The sequence below is a fragment of the Chelatococcus sp. YT9 genome (assembly GCF_018398315.1).
In the GTDB taxonomy this organism is placed as follows: Bacteria; Pseudomonadota; Alphaproteobacteria; order Rhizobiales; family Beijerinckiaceae; genus Chelatococcus.
In genome coordinates this window covers 1,633,243-1,654,585 of the sequence record NZ_JAHBRW010000002.1, presented here as the reverse complement: position 1 = coordinate 1,654,585, position 21,343 = coordinate 1,633,243, and the positions used below count along the sequence as shown (strand labels likewise).

The following is a 21,343-nucleotide window of genomic DNA, read 5'->3' as shown; positions in this document are numbered from 1 at the left end:
CGCCCATGCAGCAATCTGCCCGAAGATAGCGGCGAAGTGAAACAAGGCAAAGCGCAAGTGGAAGAAGGGCAGCAGTGCAACAGGCAAATTTGTTGAGCCACCGATCTTTTTCTCTTTGACTTATCGAGCGCAACCTGGAGCGCGGATGGCGCAAGCAGCAGCGTTTTTCGCCTGTTTGCTATGGCGCGCCGACCGGGTCATCCAGGCGCTGGGACCGCCAGCAGGCGCGCCATATTGCCGCCGAGCACCGCCGGCAGGTCAGACACCGCAAAAGGGCCATGGCGCGTCAACAGGGCAAGACATTGCGCATAGGTCATATGCTTGCGTGAGACGGGGAAGTCGGAACCCCAAAGCACTCGCTCCGGTCCAAAAGCTGCGGCAACATCCGACAGAATCCATTGCAGCGGGGCATAGGGAAAATCCTGTTCCGGCGCTGCGACGTTGCCGAGACCGGAATATTTGATGTGGATGTTCGGGCAAGCCGCCGCCGCGCGCACGAGGCCACGCCCATTGAGCGTCGCAGCCGTGCGCGGACCGAGAAAGGCAAAATGATGGACGAGAATTGCGAGATCCGGATATCGCTCCGCGAGCCGAACAACAGCCGGGATTTGGTGCGGAAGCACCGATAGACTGACGATGAGATGTCGCGCGTCGGCAATGCCGAAGAAGGCAAGCCCGTCCGCGCTCGTCAGCCAAACTCCGTCATCCCGTTCATCGAGGTAGTGGGTGAAGCCATTGAAACTCCACCGTGAAAGGGCCGCCTCAAGCCGTTGTGCGGCGCCTGGCCGATGATAATCGGCCGACCACCGGCAGTCGATGTCGGGAAAGACCTCAAAGCGCCCGGGGTGAGCCCTTGCGACGTGATAGGCATAGTCGACATTGCCGGGATTGTCGCCGATGCGGGCGCATATAATCACAGCGCGCGCGACACCATGGGCATCCATCTCATAGACGAGCTCACCGGCCCGACCGCGCGCCGCCGCATAGGGGCTCGCTGGCTCATAGGGCCAGTTCTCCCAGACATGGCAGTGGCTGTCGATGATCACGCCGGCACCTCGAGCGGTGGGGCACGATCGAGATCGGCGCTGATGGCGAGCTGGATGGCAGCCGCGGTGGTCGTGGCCTCCCCCGCACGCAGCGGTGCGGCGATCGCCCTGAGCGGCTCGATCTGGTAAAGGCCAACCACGCCATCCGCCGGAAGATAACGCTCAGGTGAAGCTGTCTGATCGTCGAGGTTCCAGGGCTTGTCCGGATCGGGTGAGGGCACGGCCTCGATCAGCGCACGCGTATAGGGATGCTGAGGGCGGTGGATGACATCCTCGGCGCGCCCGACCTCCATCACGTGGCCGCCATGCAGCACGACGATCGAGTCCGCAACTTGATACGCCGTCGTCAGATCATGGGTCACATAGATCAGCGAGATCCCAAGATCCCGATTCATCTCGTAGAGGATTGCCAGGATCGTGGAGCGCAGGGACGCGTCGACCATGGACACCGGCTCATCCGCCAGGATGATGGCTGGATCGAGCAACAGCGCCCGCGCGATCATCACACGCTGGCGCTGGCCGCCCGACAGCTGGTGCGGATATTTGCCGAGCGTCTCCGAAGGCTTCAGGCCCACGCTCGTGAGCGTCTTCTCGATCTTCGCGTAGGCCTCGTCTCTCGATTTCGCGAGACCAAAGAGCTTGAGCGGGGTCAGGAGCGGGTGGTCAATCCGATAGAAGGGATTGAAGACATCAAAGGGGTCCTGGAAAATCGCCTGGACTTCACGCCGGAAGACTGCAAGCAGGGCTTGATCCCCTTTCGCGACGGGCTTTCCATCATACAGGACCGCTCCCCGCGTTGGCTGTTGGAAACCGAGCAGCAGCCGGATGAGCGTGGTCTTGCCGCTGCCGCTCTCGCCCACCACGGCGGTTATGGTGGGGCGCTCGCCGCCGACAGCCAGGGATATATTGGAGAGTGCCTGTTTCTTGATGCCGCGACCGACGTCAAAGGCCACATCCGCGTCACGGACCTCGAGGACTTTCGCCATCACGCTTCTCCGCGTTGCAACGCTGGCCGCTTCGCGGTGCGGAAGCTCGCGAGACGATCGAATGAGGGCAGCGAGTCGATCAGCATCCGCGTGTAGGGATGCTGAGGATTTGTGAAGATCTCCCGCACCGGCCCGGTCTCCACCAGTTCTCCGCGATACATTACGCCAAGACGGCTCACGAAATGAGCCATCAGCGCCATGTCGTGGCCGATGAGGACGATCGCGGCGCCCAGCTCCGTCTGTACACGGCCCAGGGTGGCGAGCACCTGCTTTTGCACCATCACATCAAGCGCGCTTGTCGGCTCGTCGGCAAGAATGAGGCTGGGCTTGAGCGCGATCGACATGGCGATGCAGACCCGCTGCTTCATGCCGCCCGACAATTCATGCGGGAAGCGATCCTGTACTTCGGGCGCGAGCCCCACCCGCCTCAGAAGGTCGCCGATGATACCGCGCCTTTCCTCAAGCCCGTGGCGCATGCCGTGATCGGAGAAGATGTCGCCGATCTGTCGGCCAATGCGCAGCACCGGATTGAGGGAGCTCATCGCACCCTGCGGCACCAGCGACATCTCAGCAAAGCGGATGTCGCGGTAATGCGCATCGGGCACCTTGGCGAGGTCCCTGCCGTTCAGCAGCAGTTGACCACCGGTGATCATGCCGCCGCGCAGCATGCGCATCAGTGCCAGAATGGTCGTGGACTTTCCCGAACCGGATTCGCCGACGAGCCCAAACCGCTCGCCGGCCTCCAGCGAGAAGCTCACATCGCGCACGGCGTGAAAGGGTCCGCGCGGGGTGCGGTATTCGACGGTGAGGTTGCGGATATCGAGCACAGTCATGAGCCGTTCGCCACGCGCTTGTTCACGAAGGAATCGAGACCGACGGAGGTCAGCATGAGGCCGATGAAGATCAGCGATATCAGGAGGATGGGCGGCGCCCACCACCACCACATGCCACGCAGGATGGCGCCATAGAACTGAGCCCAATAGATCGTCGTGCCGAGCGTCAGTTCCTTCTGCGGCCCGAGCCCAAGCGCCTCCAGGCCGATGGTCGCGAGCATCGCGTTCGATACGGCAATCACGAAGCTCGCCGCGATAAACGGCAGGAGATTGGGCAGGATCTCCACGAAGACGAGCCGTGTCGTCGACGAGCCGTTGAGGCGCGCGATCTGCACATAACCCCGTTCGCGCAGCGAGAGCGTCTGGGCGCGGATGGTCCGGGTGGTTACCATCCAGGAAAGCGAGGCCACGATGACCGCCATGACGGCGACGGTCATCTCGCGCACATTAGCCGCCACAAGCACCAGAATGGCGATGCCGGGGATCGTCATCATCACGTCGGAGGCCAGGCGGATCACGGTGTCGACCACGCCGCCCGCGAAGCCAGAGATAAGGCCGAGCGCCACGCCTACGGAAAGGCTGATAAGCCCGGCCACAAGGCCGATCTTGAGCGTCTGCGGCATGGCGAGCATCAGCACCGTCACCATGTCGCGTCCCTGCGAATCCGTGCCAAGCCAATGCGCAGCGGATGGCGGCTGTCGCGGCAAGGTGGCGCCGACCCGCGCCAGCGCCTCATCCGCCACGAAGGGGCCAATTGCCGCAAGCAGGCACAACGCGAGCAGGAGGAACAGGCCGAACGTGAGAGGGGGATTACGCTTGAGGCCGGCGGGGCCGTTGGAGAAAATCGCCATCTCAGTCCCTCCCCGTCGTGATGCGCGGATCGATGAGCGGGTAGGCAAGATCGAGAATGAACATGGCAATGGCGATCGACACCGAGAGCAGCAGCACGATGCCCTGGATCACGAAGTAGTCGTTGGCCTGGATCGCCTGATAGAGGCGGAAGCCGATGCCTGGGTAGGAGAAGATGACCTCCACCAGGATAGCGCCTGATACAATATGGCCAAGCGCCATGGCCAGTTTCGTAAGTTGCGGCAGCAGTGCGTTGCGCAGGCCGTACCAGCGAAAGATCCGGCGCGGTTTGAGGCCCTTGGCCTCTGCGAGCGTGATGTAGTCCTCACCGAGCACGCTGACCATCATGCCGCGCATGCCGAGCGCCCAGGCGCCAATCTCGGCGAGGATGATGGAGGCGGCCGGCAGAGTCCCATGCCAAGCGATCGCCGTCAGCGTCTGCCAGTTGAACCCTACCGACTGGCCGAAAGGCATGCCACCACCCGCTGGAAACCACCGGAAAACAATGGCGAAGAGGTAGAGAAGCACCATTCCGATCAGGAAATAGGGAACCGACGAGAACAGGATCAGACTGGTACCAAAAGCGCGGGTTACGCGTGGCGTCCGCGGCCAGCCGAGCAATCCGCCGAGCCATGTTCCAATGACGAAGCTGACCGCCGTCGCGAAGCCGAGAAGGCCTAACGTCCAGGGAAGACCCGCGAGAATGGCGTGCGAGACGCGTTCGGGATAGGCTGCGAGCGACACACCGAGATCAAGGCTGAAGACGGCCTTCCAGTAGGACAGATATTGGGCGATGAGCGGCTGATCGAGCCCGAACCGGGCGCGGTAGGCTTCGACCATCGCGCTGATATCGCCACCGCCGCCGCCGGTCGCCAGCAGCTGGTTGAGCTGGGCCTCCACCGGATCGCCTGGCATCAGCCGGGGCAGGAGAAAGTTGATCGACACCGCGAGCACGATGACGAGAAGCATCATGCCGAAGCGGCGCGCGACGTACTGTGCATACATTGTCAGCCCTCCGGCTCAGAGGACGAGCGCTTCGAGCGCTTTTTCCGTCAGGCCGAGGCCGAAGCCCGGTTCATCGCTCGGCACGAGCCAACCGTTCTCCGGCACGGCCATCCCCGGAAAGACAAGTGCGTCCGCGAGCGGCTGCCCCGGCGCCGAGCCGACAAAGAACTCGCCCCAGCGCATGTTAGCGGAAGCGAAGGTGAGATGCTGGCCATAGGGCGTGTTCATGCCCGCATGGAGCATGACCTTGATGCCGGCGGCTTCTGCGATGTGGTTGATGCGCAGGCAGCCCGTGAGGCCCGCCGCCCAGCAGATGTCCGGCTGGAACACGTCGAGCAGCTGGCGGTTGGCCGCTTCAAGGAACTGAGCAGGCAGGTACCAATGCTCGCCTCCTGCCAAGGTCATCCAGGGCAGGCGGTTCCGCAGGGCGGCGTGGGCCTCCATCGGCTCGGGCAGGAGCGCGTCCTCGATCCAGCCGAGGTTGTAGGGCTTCAAGCGCTCGGCGAGGCGGACGGCGAAATCGACATCAAGCGCCAGCCAGCAATCGAGAAGGATCTCGACATCCGCGCCGACAAGCGCCCGGGTGCGCGCCACGAGTTCCTCATTACGGGCGAGCCCATCGAGGCCGGAGAACGCGCCGTAAGGCAGCGCCAGTTTCGTGGCGCGGAAACCAAGCTCCATATGCCAATCGGTGTCGTTGCCCGTGGCATAGCAGAACACGCGGTCATGCGCCGGACCGCCCGCCAGCGCGTAGACCGGCGCGCCGAGGATCTTGCCCTTGAGATCCCACAGGGCGAGATCGACCGCGCTGATCGCATAGGCACTGAGCCCGCCAGAGCCGTAAGGCGACGACGCGCGCATCATGATGTCCCAGGCGCGCTCGGTCGCGAGCGCATTCTCGCCCGCCAGCAGGCCGGCGAAATGATCGTTGATGAGCGCTATCACCGGCTGACCATGGCGTGTGACGCCGAAGCCCGTCGTCCCGTCCTCAGCCGTGACGAGACACCCCACCGATCCATCGAAACGCCAACTTGAACGCTTGGCCTTGAAGCGGGGATAGCCTGACAAGGGTCCGGCGACTTCCGCATCACGCGTCCAGGGCGGCCGCGTCGCGGTGGGGCCGTTCGCCAGTTTGCCTTCCTTGTAGAGCGCGCCTACCATCTCATTGCGGATGGGAAAGGCACGGACTTCCTTGATCTTCACCACGGCGATCTCACGCGAAAAGGTTCTGCCAAGCGCATCCGGCGAGTGGAGGCTTCGGGGGTTACCACGAATTCCTCGGGCCCCGAGCCTCCACTTTTGCCGATCACTGCTTCGGTTGCAGACGATGGATGACGAGCGCAAAGCCTTCCCAAGGCAGGGGCTGGGCTACATAGGGCTCAGCCGATGAGGGAAAGCCGGTCCAGTAAGTCGTATTGAACGGCTGCGTCTGGATTTCCTCGAACAAGGCAATCTCAGGCAGGTCGCGCGCGATGATCGCGGTGGCCTGCTTGGCAAGGGCCACATAATCCGGGTCCTTCGGAGAGGGTTGCCGCGCCTCTAGCTTGTCGAGGATCGCGTCGAGCTCCGGATTGGCGTAGCGGGTCGGCGCGCGCAGGTTCTTCGCGGCCTCACCCTCCTTTGGCGCGTATTTCGAGTGGAAATGCTCCAGCGTCTGCCAGGGATCATAGAGGCTCCCGCAGTGGGGATAGACGCTGAGGCCGAAATTACCCGCCGTGAGCGCCTCGGTCTGTGCCGTGATCTGCTGAACATTGACCACGGTATCAAAGCCGGCCGAGCGGAGCTGTTCACCGAGCACTGGCCCCACGGGGTCACCTTGGCCCACTGACACACGGATCTCCAATGGAGAACCGTCAGGCAACTGCCAGCGGCCGGCGGAATTCTTTTTGTAACCGGCTTTCGTCAGGATCTCGGCGACCCGCTCGACACTGCGCTTGTCGAGGGCGGCGGCCTGGATGATGTCACCCATGCCATCGACATAGTCGAGCATGCCGCGATAGGAAGAGAACGGCAGGACGGCCTTTTTAACGGAGCCCTCATAAGCGAGATTGACGATCTGGTCCCGATCGATCGCCGCATTGACCGCCTGGCGCAAGGCCACGTCGTTGAAGGGCGGCTTCTGGACATTGAAGCGGATTCCGATCACGCATCCATTCGGGGCGCCCCACACGGGCCCTTGGGCATTCCAGGCCGTGAGATTGGGGTTCTGGACCTTGATGGCCTCGAATACGCCTGACTGGATATTGCGGCCGATATCGATCTGGTTCGTCGCATAAAGCTGCGGCATGGCTTCCGCCGTCGCCGGCACATAGATGACGCGCTCGACCTTCGGCATATCCTTGACGAGGCCCGCGTCCTTCGCCCACCAGCCATCCCGGCGATCGAAGAACAGGGAACTCGCGTCCGACTTCACGAGCTTATAGGGACCCGTGCCGACCGGAAGACCCTTGGTGAGGTCGAAATTGGCGAAAGTCTTCGGGTCCTTGCCCTGCCAGATATGCTTGGGTACGACGACAAAGCGAGTCGATTGTCCAGTCGCGAGGAAATCGGCCGCCCAGCGCGGTCCCGGCTTCTTCAGTTTGATGGAAACGGTCAGCGGATCGACGACCTTTGCGGAATCGACCCACTCGGCAATCGCGGAGGAAAACAGCAGTTCCGGCGCCGCACCTTTGAGCATGTCAAACGTGAAGACGACGTCTTCGGCCGTGAGTGGTTTGCCGTCGCTCCACTTTACACCGTCCCGCAATTTAACTGTAAGTTCTGTGAAATCCTTGTTGTAGGCATAGCTCTCCGCGATCCAGGGGATCAACTCATTGGTGAAATGGTTTGTATAGAAGAGCGATTCGTAGACTGTATAGTGCAAGTTGTTCCGCTGATGTAGCAGAACCCCCGCGTATGGGTTGAAGTTATCGATTGATGGAACCTGATTGTAGAAGTCCCATCCCTGGCTGATCAAGGTGCGGTTGCGCGGCACCTTGGGCAGGTCCTGCGCAACCGCTCCCGCCAGTCCCCCCATAATGGCTGCTGATGCGGCGCCGGCTATCAGCCAGCGGCAAAGTCCATGTTGTCTGTTCATTGTTCTGCCTCCTCCCATATCTTGTCAGTGGACGTACACCGCCCAATCTTCTCTCAGCCCCACATTTCTCGCCCTCCGACCCGCAGGGCGCGGCTTGCCCGCGGAGATCGCCAAGGCAGCCCTCACGCGTCGGGAACGACGCCCGGATGGGCACCGGTGTCGAATTCCATGTGAAAGACGTGCTCAAGCGGCTCCTTGAGGGGCTGGTCTCCGTCCATTTCCAGCACATCGGCCATATACGCGCGCCAACGAATGATCGCCGGATCCTCCGGGGCGTTCGGCTCTGGCGCATGGCGGCGGAAGAGATGGCCGAAAACCATACCGTTCGGCTCGTTCAGGAAGATGTCGTAACTCACCACCCCGGAAGAGCGGAGTGCCCGCAGCATCTCCGGCCATATTTCGGCATGGCGTCGTTTGTATTCGTCAGTTTTTCCTGGGCGCACGCGCAAAAGAAATCCCGATACATGAAGATCTGGATCGCCCATGATCAACTCCGCCTTCCCAGAACTGGCTGCACTGCGCCCCGGGCCGCGGCCGATTGGAGAAGTGCCGCGATCGTCGCCGCCGTTCTCGCGCCGATCACGCCCGGCGACAGATTTGCTCCCTGGCCCAGAGCGAGATCGACAAGCGTGTTCACCGGCCCATCACAGCGGTACACCCAGTCGCCCTCCTCCAGCGGCAGGTGTTCCACCTCTCCTGAGAAGCGCCGGATCTCGCAGGCATCGCGATCGAACTCGACGGTGAGCAGGCCCGCGTCACCGGTGATGAACAGGCGCAGGAGGCCGCGATTGCCCTGGGGCATGGCCGCCGCACCGGAGATGCTGGCCACCGCGCCGGTCGTGAAGCGCAGAGCGCCAGCTTCCGCGATATCCACGCGATCCGAGGACACGGCAAAGGCGGTGATCGCTTCGGGCTCAAGGCCTGTCAGGAAATACATCATCGCCAGCGCATGGGAAAGCTGGCCATAGGCGAAGCCGCCGCCATTCGCGGGATCCTGCCACGTCGAGCGGTCGGGGCGGAAGAAGGTCGTGCGCCAGGTATCCAATCCCCGCTCGCCCGTGAAGACATCCCGCGTGGCCGAAATGAAGCTCACCATGACATGCTCGATGGCACCGACAGCCCCTTCCGCGATGCGTCGGCGGAGATCGTCCACCCTCGGCAGATACTGGTAGCCATTGGCCGTCACGAGATGGCGTCCCCGTGCTTCGGCCTTCGCGACGAGATCCCAGGCTTCCGCCGGGTCAAGCGTCAGAGGCTTCTCGCACAACACATGGGCGCCGGCTTCGAGGGCCGCCGCTGCATGCCGGTAGTGCAGCTGATGCGGTGAAGCGACGACGACGATGTCGGGTTTTCGCGCCAGCACATCCTCGAAGCGCTCTGAGGCGAAGGCAAAGCCGAAGTGGTCGCGGACGCGTTCCAGCTCGTCCCGCCCGAGACGACAGACACCATCGAGCACGACCTCGGGCCGCGCGGCGAGCGCCGGGATATGATTCTGGGCGGCATACCAACCGGCGCCGACAACGGCGGCACGCAATTGAGACTCCGGCAAATCCCACTCCTCGTGAAGCCCAACAATGGATAGCGTTGTCCATGCTGAAACACGAAAACTCGCGCTGAGCGATTTTTTCTATGACAGCACAGCTTTTCGAGATACAAGAAACCCTAATGGACATCGTTGTCCATCAGCAGAATGAGTAGGCTGTGAGCGAATTCGAGTCAAGTCGGCAATCGGGAATGGAGAACCGCACGAGTGCGGCTCCCGTTCGGCTGGAAGATGTGGCGGCCGCGGCTGGCGTCTCCACGATCACGGCTTCGCGCTGTATCAGCAATCCCGGACGCGTTTCCGAGCGTACGCGCAAACATGTGCTGAAGGTGGCGAGTGCCATGGGCTATGTCCCGAACCTGGTGGCCTCCAGCCTTGTATCCGCGCGCTCGAACGTGGTCGGGGTGGTGGTGCCCACCCTGGCCAATCCTATCCACGGAATGGTGCTGCAAGGCGCGGCTGACATTCTGGAGCCCGCCGGCTACAAGCTGCTGCTCGGCAATTCGCATTTCCATCGCGGCAATGAGCTCGAACTGGTGCGCACCTTCCTCGGCCATCGCGTCGACGGCATCCTGCTTACAGGAAAGGATCATGCCGAGGAATGCCTGGAACTGCTGCGTCGCTCCGGCACCCCGATGGTGGAAATGTTCGACTACAATCCGACGCCGCTCGACATGAGCGTGGGCTCATCGAATTTCGATGCAGGCGCCTCGCTCGGGCAATACCTGTTGGCGCGTGGCCGCAAGCATCTCGCCTATGTCGGACACACAGGGCTTGACGATAGCCGCATGATGGCTCGCCTGGAAGGGCTGCAATCGGTTTGCGAGGCTCACGATGCGCCCTCCCCGAAACACTATGAGATAACCAGCGATCCCGGCTCCGGCAACGGCGGCGAGGTCGTCAGCACGATCCTGCGCGATGCGCCTGAGGTCGATGCCGTCGTCTTCGCGGGCCACCAGGTGGCTGTGGGCGCCATTCGCCACGCGCTCGACCTTGGCATTGACGTGCCCGGACGGCTGGCGATCGCCGGCTTCGGCGAGTCGCCCATCGCGCGGTGGATCTCCCCGTCCCTCACAACCGTGCAATTCCCGGTGCGTGAAACAGGCATCGAAGCCGGCAAGCTGTTGCTCGGCCGCCTGCAGGGTCAGGCACCGGCGCAACGCGCAGTCAGGCTGAGCTTCGAGATCTTGAGCCGTGAAAGTGCGTGATTGGATGTATCCGAGCCCATTGCCGGCAAGAAGGGCGCCCTCCCCCGGGCCAATCGACACTCCAGCCCTGACAGCGGCACGATTTGGTCTCCGCAAGGGCCCCGAGCATCCATGAACAGCCTGGAACGTGTTTCCTTGGAGAGGTTGCGCTCTTGGCAGCGTAGCTCTTGCGGGACCGGAGATAGCATCCGCAACGGGCTGTGTGTGAGCCCGCGACGGAAATCCGATGCGTAAGCGTTATAGCCCATGGAGCAATTCCCCGCCGCCGCGCGTCGCTGGAACCGGTAGGACGACAACGACCCGCGTCTTGGAATGGCAATTGTTCTAAGCTTCGGGCACTGCGACGGGGCGTGCGATAGGTGCGCGGATGAGCCAGGTCACCGAAACAAAGGCACCGATCCAGGAACCGATTGCCGCGAACAATACATAGATTGCATGTTCGGTATAGCTGATCACGGCGAAGGCCGACAGCATGTACCAGATGGCACTCCAATTAGCAGCGCGAACGCGATGCCGCGCGCCAACTGCAGCGTTAAAGAAAACATAGGCAGCATCGGTGGCGCCAGTGGCGAGAACCACCCCGGCTGCAACAAAGGGATCAATGCCAAACATAACTATTATCCTTCTTATATATTATAATTAATTACCATATATATTGCCAAAGGTGAATATCATCGAATATTTCATCACGTGGGAGTGATCAATACCATCATAGGTGCGCCCCCAGAGCGTTTTTATTGAGCTTCGGGATCAGCCGGCATTGCCCTTGCACGCCATGCGTTTGTCGTACACAGCTGCTAGCCCCCTGATAGTCTGGACAGCACGGTGGACAAGAGCAACGTGGACATAGGACAAGCGGACGACCGGACGCCTCGGGAGCGAGTCCTGGAAGTCTTTACCGCCTTCCTGAAGCTCGGCTGCACGTCATTCGGCGGTCCCATCGCCCATCTCGGCTACTTCCGCAACGAGTTCGTGCAGCGGCGCGCCTGGCTATCCGAGAAGGACTACGCGGACATCGTCGGCCTCTGCCAGTTTCTGCCAGGTCCGACATCGAGCCAGGTCGGGTTCGCGCTTGGGCTCCTACGGGGCGGTGGGCCGGGAGCCTTGCTGGCGTGGCTCGGGTTCACCCTGCCGTCAGCGCTTGCCATGATGGCCTTCGCGGCCGGTGCCGACCGGCTGGGGGGCCCGGTGGCCACCGGCGTTCTCGCAGGACTGAAGCTCGTCGCGGTCGCTGTCGTGGCGCAAGCCGTATGGGGCATGGCGCTCACCTTGTGCCCCGACATTCGCCGCGCCGCGATTGCGTTCGCGGCAGGCGTTGTCGCAGCTCTTGCGGCGGGATCCCTCGGCCAGATCGTTGCGCTGGCTGCCGGCGCCATAGCGGGTCTTGCCCTTTGCCGGCGCCTGGGTGCGACCTCCGCGGGAGTCGTCGCCCTGCCGGTGTCGCGCCAGGCCGGTGGCACGGCCATCTTTCTCTTCCTGCTTCTCCTCCTCGCCACGCCGCTCATTGCTCATCTGACCGCATCTCATGCGCTTGCCATGTTCGATGCCTTCTACCGCTCGGGAGCGCTGGTCTTTGGTGGAGGGCACGTCGTGCTGCCGCTTCTGGAAGCGCGCGTCGTCGAGCCGGGCTGGATCAACCCGTCGGAATTCATCGCGGGCTACGCAGCTGCCCAGGCGGTGCCGGGGCCGCTCTTTACCTTCGCCGCCTATCTCGGCATGTCGCTGGATGTTCCGCCAACCGGTTTGGCAGGAGCAATACTTGCCCTGGTCGCGATTTTTCTTCCAGGCTTTCTACTGGTCGGCGGAATTGCGCCCTTTTGGAACCTCTTCCGAACGCGCCCGCATGTTCAGGCCGCTCTCCACGGGGTAAATGCTGCTGTCGTTGGGATTCTCGCCGCGGCGCTCGTCAGCCCCATTGCCACCGCTGCCATAACTGGCTGGGCGTCCGCTGCCCTCGCACTCGCTTATGGCGTGCTGCTCATCCGGTACAGATTGCCGCCATGGATCATCGTACTCATGGGGGCGGCAGTGAGCGCGACGATGGCTCACCTGCACGTATAAGGAGCCGGTGGGGCCGAACCTATTCCAATGATAAGCACATGTCAGGGGTGCTCAGCCGGACGAGCATATGTGCCTGTTCTGCCCGAATGCGCTCGAAGCGGTATAGCAAAGCCTCGGCAAATTGCGTGGAGCAACCGGCCGCGCGTAACCGCTGGACCAGATGGCGGTGGCGCTCGATCGTGAGCTCGATGTCACCGAGATGACAAAGCGCCGTATCGAAAGCCTCCCGTGTCGCGTTTCGTCCACCCATCTAGATCAGTTTCTCATTTTGGTCCTTAGCCGCACACTACACATCAAGAAGGGCCGACACCATGAACCTTAGTGACAGGCGGACTGATGAGACGCGATCTATTCTTTCGAGTTGCCCGTCACCGGCACGCCGTTGATGCGTTCAAACAGACGCGCGACCGAGGCATCATCATCCCGTCCCATGCCGGCAGCCGAGGTCATCAGGAAGAGCTGCAGAGCGGCGCTGGCGACAGGCACTGGAATGCGGCCCTTGCGGGCGATATCCGCGACGATGCCGAGATCTTTCACGAAGATATCCACCATGCTGCGCGGCCTGTAGTCACTATCGAGCACGTGGGGCATGCGGTTCTCGAACATCCACGAATTGCCCGCAGAATGGGTGATGACTTCATAGACCCGACGCAAATCCAGATTCTGGGCGGCGGCAAAGGCCATGGCCTCGCAGGCCGCTGCAATATGCACGCCCGCAAGCAATTGGTTCACGATTTTGAACGCCGACGCATCGCCGACCGCTTCGCCGAGTTCATAGACCCGCTCTGCCATGGCATCCAGAACCGGACGGGCAGCGTTCAACGCCGTGCCGGAACCCGAAACCAGGATTGTGAGATCTCCGGTAGCCGCACGCTGCGCGCCCCCACTGATCGGCGCATCGAGATAAGCGCGGCCGGCCGCCGTCACCTCTCCGGCGAAGGCCCGCGCCTCTTCCGGTGCAAGCGTGGCGCAGGACAGAAAGACAGCGTCTTGCTCCATCACCTCGAGACAGCCCCCGGGACCAAAAAGGACGTCGTGGGTTTGGCCGGCATTGACCACCACGCAGACGACAATCGCCGCACCCGCGACCGCTTCGGCGGGGCTTGCCGCGCTGCGGCCGCCCTCCTGCGCGAAGCGTGACAGGACCTCTGAACTGACGTCGAAGCCGACGACATCGAACCCTTCGCGCAGCAGTGTCGATGCCATGCCGTAGCCCATCGACCCCAGCCCGATCACGGCAACTCGCCGTCCTGATTGCTCTACATTTCGCCCGGTCATGACTGGCCGCTCCTCCCGATGTCCGGCATGATAGGGGCGCCCGGCGAACTGTCCAGATGATGGCGCTCCGCTTCCAAGACGGCTGGCCTCCGCCGGCGCGGAAATTGGCCTCACTCATGCGTGGCGAGCGACCCCGAAGGGATGTCCGCGTTCCAGTCGGCATGATGAAACAAGCCGTCACCCAACGGTGAGGATTTTATCGCGACCGCTTGACGAAGCCTGTGAAACTGGTGACATTGGCTCACGGAAAGTCCGCTATTGGTTGTAATTGGTTTGCGGATCCCCTGCGCTGCGACGCAGTTCGGGAGTTGCGAGAGGAGATCGCATTGGCGCGCATTCGAGATATCCGCTTCATCCCGCTCTCCTGCCCGCTCCCGAAGCCCTATGGCATGGCGAAATCGCTGGCGAGTGCGCGGCAGACAACCCTGGTGGTTGTGGAAACGGATGCGGGTGTCAGCGGCATTGGTGAGGCCTGGGGCATGCCAGCGATCAATCTCGCCTATCTGCCACTCCTGAAGGATTATCTGGTCGGAGCCCACGTCGCGGATGTGGAGCTGGTCTTCACGCGGATCATTGCGCGCCACTATCACTTCGGCGTCCAGAACCAGTTGATGGGCTCAATCAGCGGTATCGACATGGCCGCCAAGGACGCTCTGGGTCAGGTCGTGGGTTTGCCCGTCTGCCAACTCATCGGTGGCCGGGGCAGTGAAACCGTGCCTGTTTATGCCTCCGGCGGCTACATCACGGACAATTCGGACGAGGATTTCGCGCCCCAGATCGAGGCCATGGCGGCCGCCGGTCACAAGGCGGTGAAAATCAAGATCGGTCTCGGCCCGGATTCCGATGAAGCGCGCGTCCGCACCGCGCGTCACATACTCGGTGAGAAGGTCGACATCATGGTCGACATCAACTCCAATTACACCCTGGATCTCGCCAAAGCGTCGATCGCTCGCCTCGCACCCTACCGGATCGCCTGGGTCGAGGAGCCTCTCACGCCGCAGGATATCGATGGGTATGAGATCCTGCAGCGCGCGAGCCCGGTTCCTATCGCTACTGGAGAGGCCCTTTATACGATCTTCGACTTCAAGAGGTTGAGCGATCGGCACGCTGTCGACGTGCTGCAGCCGGATCTCTCTTTGTGTGGCGGCTTCTGGCAAGGCCGGCGCATCGCAGACCTCGGCGAAGCAAACCATCTCAGATTGTCCCCCCATGTCTGGGGCTCGGGAATTGGGCTCGCGGCCGGGGTCCATTACGTCGCGTCGCGTTCGCCCTATCCGCATGGGCAAAACGCCCCCTGGCCTACATTGGTCGAGTATGACGTCGGGGAGAACCCCTTGCGCGAGAGCATCCTGACGGAGCCGCTGGTCGCGGTCGATGGCGGGCTCGCGGTGCCGACCGCTCCTGGCCTTGGCGTCAGCCTCAATTGGGACGCCGTCAACCGGTTCACGCAGTAGCGGCACCGAAGTTCTGCCCGTTCGGGCCTTCTCGCGTCCGGCAGACAGGCCGACTGCTCTCTTCTTCGAAGACCATAAGAGTTGCGATGACCTCACAGCCGAACATTCCACCCATCGCACCCGGAGCCAGCGTCGTCGTGGTCGGCGGCCGCGGCTTCGTCGGCTCGCATGTGGTCCGGGCGCTCATCGCCAAGGGCTACAAGCCGCATGTCTTTGGTCCGGCAATGGCGGCAGACCTTCTTGCTGACAAGGTCGGCCAATTTGGTGAAACCGTCGGCAGCCTAGAGGATCGGGCTCTGCTGCGCGACATGCTCGCCACTGTGAAGCCCGCCGCGCTCGTCTCCTGCGCGGCCTTTGGCGCGGGCGATCAGGGCCTCATGCGATCCGGCGAGAGCGACAGCGATAAGGCCTTTGCCATCAATGTCGACGGCTTCAGGCATCTCATCGCGGCGGTCGCGGAGGCCGGCATCCAGCGTCTCGTCTGGACCAGCTCGACGGTCGTCTATGGACCAGCCGGCGACTATGCCTCCGAACCTGTCGATGAGGATGCGCCCAAACGCCCCCGCACGGTCTATGGCCTCACCAAGCACATCGCCGAGGAGGTCGCCGATTTCGCGGCGCTGCGACATGGTCTGTCGATCACGGGTCTTAGGCTGCCGCTCATTCTCGGGCCGGGCCTCTGGTACAATGGCGCGGCGGCGGCTCTTGCCGAACTTCTCCGGGCCGGCAATCGTGGCGGCACGCATCACGTCGCCTTCCATGACCGCCCGATCGACCTGATGCACGTCAGCGACGTCGCCGCGGCTTGCCTCGCGGTCCTGACGGCGCCGAAACCGCTGGAAACAATCTATAATATCAATGGCTTCACCGCCTCGGTGCGGGACATAGCCGCTGCCGTCGAAAAAGAGGCGCCGGGCCTCGAGGTCGCGCTGGACGTGACCGAACCGGCGATGCTCTTCCCGCTCATCAGCGATGCCCGCTTCCGCCGCGATACGGGTTTCACGCCGGCCTTCGACCTTCCCGGCCTCGTCACCGACATGGCGAAAGGCGGGAGAGCCGTCGCGACATCATCATCCACGGAGCCCTCATGATCGCGCAGAAACTGGCAAGCCTCGGGCTTACCCTGCCCGAACCCGCGAAGCCGTCCTTTAATTATGCGGCCGTCACGCTCCATAACGGCATCGCCTATGTCAGCGGCCAGATGCCGAAGGTCGATGGCGAGGTGCGGGTGTTCGGCAAGGTCGGTGCCGAAGTGAGCCTGGAGACCGCCCGTGAAGAGGCGCGCATCTGCATCCTGCAGGGGCTCGCCTGCCTGGCGGAGGCGCTGGGCGATCTCAACCGCGTCGACCGCATCTTGAAGGTCAACGGCTACGTCGCCTCCGCGCCCGGCTTCAATGCGCAGCCCAAGGTTCTCGACGCGGCGTCGGACCTGCTCGTCGCCATTTTCGGCGACGCGGGCCGCCACGCCCGTGCGGCGGTCGGCGTCGCCGAGCTGCCGCGTAATGCTGCGGTCGAGATTGAATTCATCGCGAGCTACACGGATTGAGTTCTGCCCAACGAACGATCGTCAAAGCATAATCAGAGGAGAAAGAAGCAATGATTGCGGGAATTCTTCCGTCTGGAAACAGACGGCGCCCGTGGCGAGGGGCGGTTCACGCTCTCGCTGCCGCGATGGCGTTGACATTAGCATCGCTGCCGGCGCGAGCCGCAACGGCCGACCTCTATGGGCCGAAAGCCGCCGATGCGGTCAAGGGCGGCACCCTGACCTTTGGCTCGCTCGTCGAGCCTCCCGGCCTTGATCCATACCATCAAGCCGCTGACGGACGTATCCGTTTCACGGTGCTGATGTACCAGGGTCTGTTCTACGAATCCGAGACCGGCGAGGCAATGCCGTTGCTCGCCAGCGGATATGAGGTCTCGCCGGACGGGCTCGTCTACACCATCAAACTGCGGGAAGGCGTCAAGTTTCACACCGGCCAGCCCATGACCGCGAAGGATGTGGCCTATAGCTACAACTACCTTCGAGATCCGAAGAACGGCTCGCCGGGCGCGGGCGACCTCACTCTGATTTCGTCGATCGACGCGGTCGATGACGGCACCGTGCGCATCACCCTGTCGAAGCCTAACGGCGCTCTGCCGATGACGCTCGGCAACAAATACGGCGGCGTCGTTCCGGCAGGATACTTCGATGCTGCCGACGCCAAGCAGGCCTTCAACACCAAGAGCGTGGGTACCGGGCCTTACAAGCTCGCCGAGTTCAAGCCCAACAGCCATCTGGCTCTGGTGAAGAACGACGCCTATTGGGAAGAAGGCGCGCCTTATCTCGACCGCATCAACATCCTGTTCATTCCGAATAGTGCGAGCTTGATCGTCGCCCTGCGCAACAAGCGTGTGGACCTCGCTCTGCTGACGCGCCCGCAGGATATCCAGCAGGTCGTGAAAGCGCCGGGGCTCGTCATGGAGCGCTGGCCATCTCTCAACCAGAAGGCGCTCGATCTCGGCTCCGAGCTGTCGCCGCTCGGAGACCCGCGCGTGCGTCAGGCAATCGCCCTATCGATTGACAAGGACGAGATCATGAGGGCCTCGGTCGGCGGCTACGGCAAGGTCATCGGCACCATGGTTCCGGCTATGCAGGACGCCTGGGGTGCACCGCTCGACCAGCTCGCGAACCAGAAGGTTGATATCGAGAAGGCCAAGAAGCTCCTCGCGGAGGCCGGCCACAGCAACCTCAACCTGACGCTGACGACCATCAACGGCTATGACTGGATGGATCCGGCCGCTGTCACGATGAAGCAGCAGCTCGCCCGCGCCGGGATCAATCTCAACATCCAGCGCGTCGATCTCGGCGTCTGGATCAAGAACTTCCAGTCGAAGCAGATGGGCTTCACCTTCAACGACTGGGCCACCCAGCCTGATCCGCATCTCCTGTTCTATCGTCACTTCCACAAAGCCCCGGAAGGCGCGGATTTCCGCAACTGGAACAACGCAGAGGCAAGCGCGCTCCTCGACCAGGGGCTGGGTGAGACGGACCAGGCCAAGCGCAAGACGATTTACGTGGACTTCCAGAAGATCCTTGCCGACTCCGTGCCGACCGTCATGCTCTTCAGTGCCGATCACGTCAGCGTGCGCAATGAGAATGTCATGAACTACCAGCAGCACCCGACCGGCTGGTTCTTCGGTCTCGCGCGCGCCTACATCAAGAAGTAACGGCGCGACGCGGTACCTGGCATTCAAGCCTTGGTGCCGCGTCCCCGCCGCGGAGAAATTTTCGATGGGTGGTTATCTCGCCCGGCGACTGGCGGCGTCGGCCGTCACGGCCTTCGTCGCCTCGATTGCTGTTTTCCTCATCGTCCGGGCGGTCCCGGGGGATGTGGTCGCGCAGATGCTAGGCCAGGTCAGCGACCCGCAGGCCGCCGCCTCTCTCCGAGGCTTCCTTGGCCTCGACCAGCCGGTGTGGATCCAATATGGGCGCTGGATCAGCGCCGCCCTTTCGGGCGATCTCGGCATCAGTTGGACCGGGGGCAGAGCAGTTGGCCCGGCTGTGTTCGACGCCTTCCTCGTGACGTTGGAAATCGGCCTGCTGACGCTCGCGCTCGCCACCATCGTCGGCGTTCCGCTCGGCATCATTTCCGGTATTTATGAGGGACGTTGGCCGGACAACCTCATCCAGATCTTCAACCTTCTCGGCCTCGCCGCGCCGGTATTCTGGACGGGGCTGATGCTGCTCGTCGCGGTGTCATCCTTCGCCGGCTGGTCCCCGCCGCTGATCTATACGTCGCCCACAGAATCGCTATGGGAGAACCTGTCGATTCTGATGCTACCTATCCTGTCGCTCGGATTGCTGCAGGCGGCCGCCTACAGCCAGTTCGTGCGACAAAATGTCGTGACGTCGCTGAACCAGGATTATGTGCGCACCGCCCGCGCCAAGGGCGTGACGATCCGCATCCTGTTCTTCAAGCATATTCTCAAGAACATTCTCATACCGCTCATCACCTTCATGGGCCTGGTCCTCGTTCAGATCCTCGGCGGCGTGGTGATCGTGGAGACGCTTTTCTCGATTCCGGGGCTCGGTCGCCTACTCATCAGCGCGATCGAAACACGCGATTATCCCATGCTGCAGGGCGCGCTGCTGGTGGTCGTCGTAACGGCGATGGCCGTCAACCTGATCATCGACCTGCTTTACAGCGTCATCGATCCCCGCGTGCGGTTGTCCTGAGGTCAGCGACATGTCCCATATCTCATCGCCCCTCGCCGCCGCGACAGCTCCCCGCGAAACGAGCGGTATCGTCAAGTTCCTCCGCCGCCTCAAGCGCGAGCCCGGCCTTCTCTGCGGCCTTGCCGTGATGGCGCTGCTCCTCGTCATCGTGGTCGCGCCCGGCCTCTTCACCGCGCAATCGCCCTACACCATCAATATCGATGACGCCCTGCAGCCGCCGTCCGCCGCGCATCTCTTCGGCACGGACGATACGGGCCGCGATGTCTTCGCTCGTGTCATCTATGGGGCACGGGTCACGCTGCTGATCTGCGCCGGCTCCCTTCTGATCGCGGCGCTGGTTGGCGGGCTCGTCGGTGCGCTGTCTGGATTCTTTGGGGGCTGGATAGACCAGATCCTTGGCCGCGTCGTTGATGTCGTGCTGAGCTTCCCGCCCATCATTCTTGGCGTGATTATCACCGGCGTGCTCGGCCCGGCCACCTCGAACCTGATCCTGGCGCTCAGCATCATCCACGTGCCGATGTTCTTCCGCATCGCCCGGTCGGGCGCGCTGGGAGAAGCGGGCAAGACCTATGTGGAAGCGGCGCGTTGCGTGGGTCTCAACGAGATCACGGTGCTCTATCGGCACGTTCTGCGCAATGTCCTGCCGCTTGTGCTGATGCAGTACATGGTGCTGTTCCCGCTCGTCCTGCAGATCCAGGCAGCGCTTGGCTTCCTTGGCCTTGGCGTGCAGCCGCCGACGCCCGACTGGGGCGCAATCCTCCAGCAGGGCAAGGATACGATCCTGCTTGCCCCTTGGATCTCGCTCTTCCCGGGCATTGCCGTGCTGATCACCGCCTTCGCGCTGATGCTGACGGGACGTGCGCTGCAGCGCAGCTCCGATCGCCGCTGATGTCAGGCGCCGGAGACGGAATAGAGCGTGCGCACGAGATAGTCGCGCATGAGTTCCCGGGCCCGCGCCGCATCTCTGGCGCGCAGGGCCGCGATGATCGCCGCATTGTCGCGGCAGGCCGTTTCGCGAACAAGGGCAAGCGGGCCGGGATGTCCGCCCGGGCGGCCCCAGCCGGCCGCCCTGCGCGAGGCGATGATCATCTCGAGCACACGCGCTACGAACCGGTTGAGCGAGGCGCGCGCGATCGCCAGGTGCAGGGCGTATTTCGCTTCCTTGTAGGCGATCCAGGTATCTGCGGCCTTCATGTCGGCGAGCGCCGCGTCGAAGGCCGCGAAATCCGCCTCGGTGGCCCGCTCGACGACGAGATCGACGAGGGCTGGCTCAAACAGGAGACGCGCCTCGAACAGCTCCGGCAGGGAGAATTCCGGCTCGGCGGGCGACGCGCCTGCGGGCTTCGCATCGGTCACGAAGGTGCCCCGGCCCACCTCCCTCACGATCAGGCCTTCCTGCATCAACTGCGCCATCGTCTTGCGCACGGTGTTGCGGGCGACGCGATATTCCATGGAGAGCGCGCGCTCCGTAGGCAGCTGCGCCCCCGGCGGGAAGCGCCCCTCGGTGATCGACGACTTGATGCGCGTATAGAGCGCGCGCGACTCCACCTCGGATCGGGCACGGACGCCAACTGTCGGGGGCGACATCTGGTCCTGGCTGGAAACGGCGGTATCGAGCAAGTCTCTTTCCTCTGTCTGACGCGCCAGGACGGGGACTGGGCCGAGAAGTAATTGGGCGCCTTGGTACCATGCCGCTAAATGCCCGCAGCGCGCAAGTGTTGGTCGTCGACTTGGTGTCGAAGGGGTTGTAAATTGGATCGGAATTGGACAATAATTGGTATCGGATTG

Annotated in this window: 20 protein-coding genes; 8 read left to right on the top strand and 12 right to left on the bottom strand. The window is 62.7% G+C overall.

Annotated features, from left to right (window positions below; all coding sequences use genetic code 11):
* Positions 1-197 precede the first annotated feature (197 nt).
* The 9 genes from KIO76_RS27505 to KIO76_RS27465 form a co-directional block, all read right to left on the bottom strand.
* Positions 198-1,046, bottom strand: coding sequence for an amidohydrolase family protein (locus KIO76_RS27505; protein ID WP_213326744.1), 849 nt, complete (start codon positions 1,044-1,046; stop codon positions 198-200).
* Positions 1,043-2,032, bottom strand: a complete 990-nt coding sequence (locus KIO76_RS27500) for an ABC transporter ATP-binding protein (protein WP_213326743.1) — start codon at positions 2,030-2,032, stop codon at positions 1,043-1,045. The genes KIO76_RS27505 and KIO76_RS27500 overlap by 4 nt, the downstream gene beginning before the upstream one ends.
* A complete protein-coding gene (locus KIO76_RS27495; RefSeq protein WP_213326742.1) occupies positions 2,032-2,865 on the bottom strand; it encodes an ABC transporter ATP-binding protein in 834 nt (277 codons plus the stop codon). Before KIO76_RS27495 ends, KIO76_RS27500 begins: the two co-directional genes overlap by 1 nt.
* Entirely contained in the window at positions 2,862-3,716 is an 855-nt protein-coding gene (locus KIO76_RS27490; protein ID WP_213326741.1) for an ABC transporter permease, read from the bottom strand. The genes KIO76_RS27495 and KIO76_RS27490 overlap by 4 nt, the downstream gene beginning before the upstream one ends.
* Before the next feature lies 1 nt (position 3,717).
* Positions 3,718-4,719 carry an ABC transporter permease gene (locus KIO76_RS27485; RefSeq protein ID WP_213326740.1) on the bottom strand — a complete coding sequence of 334 codons (1,002 nt, stop codon included), beginning with the start codon at positions 4,717-4,719 and terminating at the stop codon, positions 3,718-3,720.
* A gap of 15 nt (positions 4,720-4,734) precedes the next feature.
* Entirely contained in the window at positions 4,735-5,925 is a 1,191-nt protein-coding gene (locus tag KIO76_RS27480; protein WP_213326739.1) for an enolase C-terminal domain-like protein, read from the bottom strand.
* Positions 5,926-6,025: 100 nt separating this feature from the next.
* Positions 6,026-7,795, bottom strand: coding sequence for an ABC transporter substrate-binding protein (locus KIO76_RS27475; RefSeq protein ID WP_213326738.1), 1,770 nt, complete (start codon positions 7,793-7,795; stop codon positions 6,026-6,028).
* Between the two features lie 122 nt (positions 7,796-7,917).
* Positions 7,918-8,280 (bottom strand): L-rhamnose mutarotase, encoded by a 363-nt coding sequence (locus KIO76_RS27470; protein ID WP_213326737.1) that lies wholly within the window; start codon positions 8,278-8,280, stop codon positions 7,918-7,920.
* 2 nt (positions 8,281-8,282) lie between these two features.
* The gene (locus tag KIO76_RS27465; protein WP_213326736.1) at positions 8,283-9,344 is read right to left on the bottom strand and encodes a Gfo/Idh/MocA family protein; all 1,062 of its coding nucleotides are present in this window, start codon (positions 9,342-9,344) and stop codon (positions 8,283-8,285) included.
* A 152-nt stretch (positions 9,345-9,496) separates the two neighbouring features.
* Here KIO76_RS27465 and KIO76_RS27460 point away from each other — a divergent pair, with 152 nt between their 5' ends.
* A complete protein-coding gene (locus KIO76_RS27460) occupies positions 9,497-10,546 on the top strand; it encodes a LacI family DNA-binding transcriptional regulator (protein ID WP_213326735.1) in 1,050 nt (349 codons plus the stop codon).
* A 324-nt stretch (positions 10,547-10,870) separates the two neighbouring features.
* Here KIO76_RS27460 and KIO76_RS27455 read toward each other — a convergent pair whose 3' ends face one another.
* Entirely contained in the window at positions 10,871-11,158 is a 288-nt protein-coding gene (locus KIO76_RS27455; RefSeq protein WP_213326734.1) for a hypothetical protein, read from the bottom strand.
* Between the two features lie 213 nt (positions 11,159-11,371).
* Between KIO76_RS27455 and chrA the strand changes: the two genes are divergently transcribed.
* Entirely contained in the window at positions 11,372-12,607 is a 1,236-nt protein-coding gene (gene chrA / locus KIO76_RS27450; protein WP_291975947.1) for a chromate efflux transporter, read from the top strand.
* A 348-nt stretch (positions 12,608-12,955) separates the two neighbouring features.
* On the opposite strand, the gene ltnD is transcribed toward chrA, so the two are convergent.
* A complete protein-coding gene (gene ltnD / locus KIO76_RS27445; protein ID WP_213326733.1) occupies positions 12,956-13,885 on the bottom strand; it encodes an L-threonate dehydrogenase in 930 nt (309 codons plus the stop codon).
* Between the two features lie 326 nt (positions 13,886-14,211).
* On the opposite strand from ltnD, the gene KIO76_RS27440 reads away from it, so the two are divergent.
* The 6 genes from KIO76_RS27440 (at position 14,212) to KIO76_RS27415 (ending at position 20,444) form a co-directional block, all read left to right on the top strand.
* Complete coding sequence (locus KIO76_RS27440; protein ID WP_249730063.1) at positions 14,212-15,339, top strand: mandelate racemase/muconate lactonizing enzyme family protein; 1,128 nt, start codon at positions 14,212-14,214, stop codon at positions 15,337-15,339.
* Positions 15,340-15,425: 86 nt separating this feature from the next.
* Positions 15,426-16,430, top strand: coding sequence for an NAD-dependent epimerase/dehydratase family protein (locus KIO76_RS27435; protein ID WP_213326732.1), 1,005 nt, complete (start codon positions 15,426-15,428; stop codon positions 16,428-16,430).
* Positions 16,427-16,885: a RidA family protein gene (locus tag KIO76_RS27430; RefSeq protein WP_213326731.1), complete on the top strand. Its 459-nt coding sequence runs from the start codon at positions 16,427-16,429 to the stop codon at positions 16,883-16,885. The genes KIO76_RS27435 and KIO76_RS27430 overlap by 4 nt, the downstream gene beginning before the upstream one ends.
* A 125-nt stretch (positions 16,886-17,010) precedes the next feature.
* A complete protein-coding gene (locus tag KIO76_RS27425) occupies positions 17,011-18,546 on the top strand; it encodes an ABC transporter substrate-binding protein (protein WP_213326730.1) in 1,536 nt (511 codons plus the stop codon).
* Between the two features lie 64 nt (positions 18,547-18,610).
* Positions 18,611-19,555 (top strand): ABC transporter permease, encoded by a 945-nt coding sequence (locus KIO76_RS27420; protein WP_213326729.1) that lies wholly within the window; start codon positions 18,611-18,613, stop codon positions 19,553-19,555.
* A gap of 10 nt (positions 19,556-19,565) precedes the next feature.
* A complete protein-coding gene (locus KIO76_RS27415; protein WP_213326728.1) occupies positions 19,566-20,444 on the top strand; it encodes an ABC transporter permease in 879 nt (292 codons plus the stop codon).
* A 2-nt stretch (positions 20,445-20,446) separates the two neighbouring features.
* Here KIO76_RS27415 and KIO76_RS27410 read toward each other — a convergent pair whose 3' ends face one another.
* The gene (locus KIO76_RS27410) at positions 20,447-21,175 is read right to left on the bottom strand and encodes a FadR/GntR family transcriptional regulator (protein WP_249730062.1); all 729 of its coding nucleotides are present in this window, start codon (positions 21,173-21,175) and stop codon (positions 20,447-20,449) included.
* Positions 21,176-21,343 lie beyond the last annotated feature (168 nt).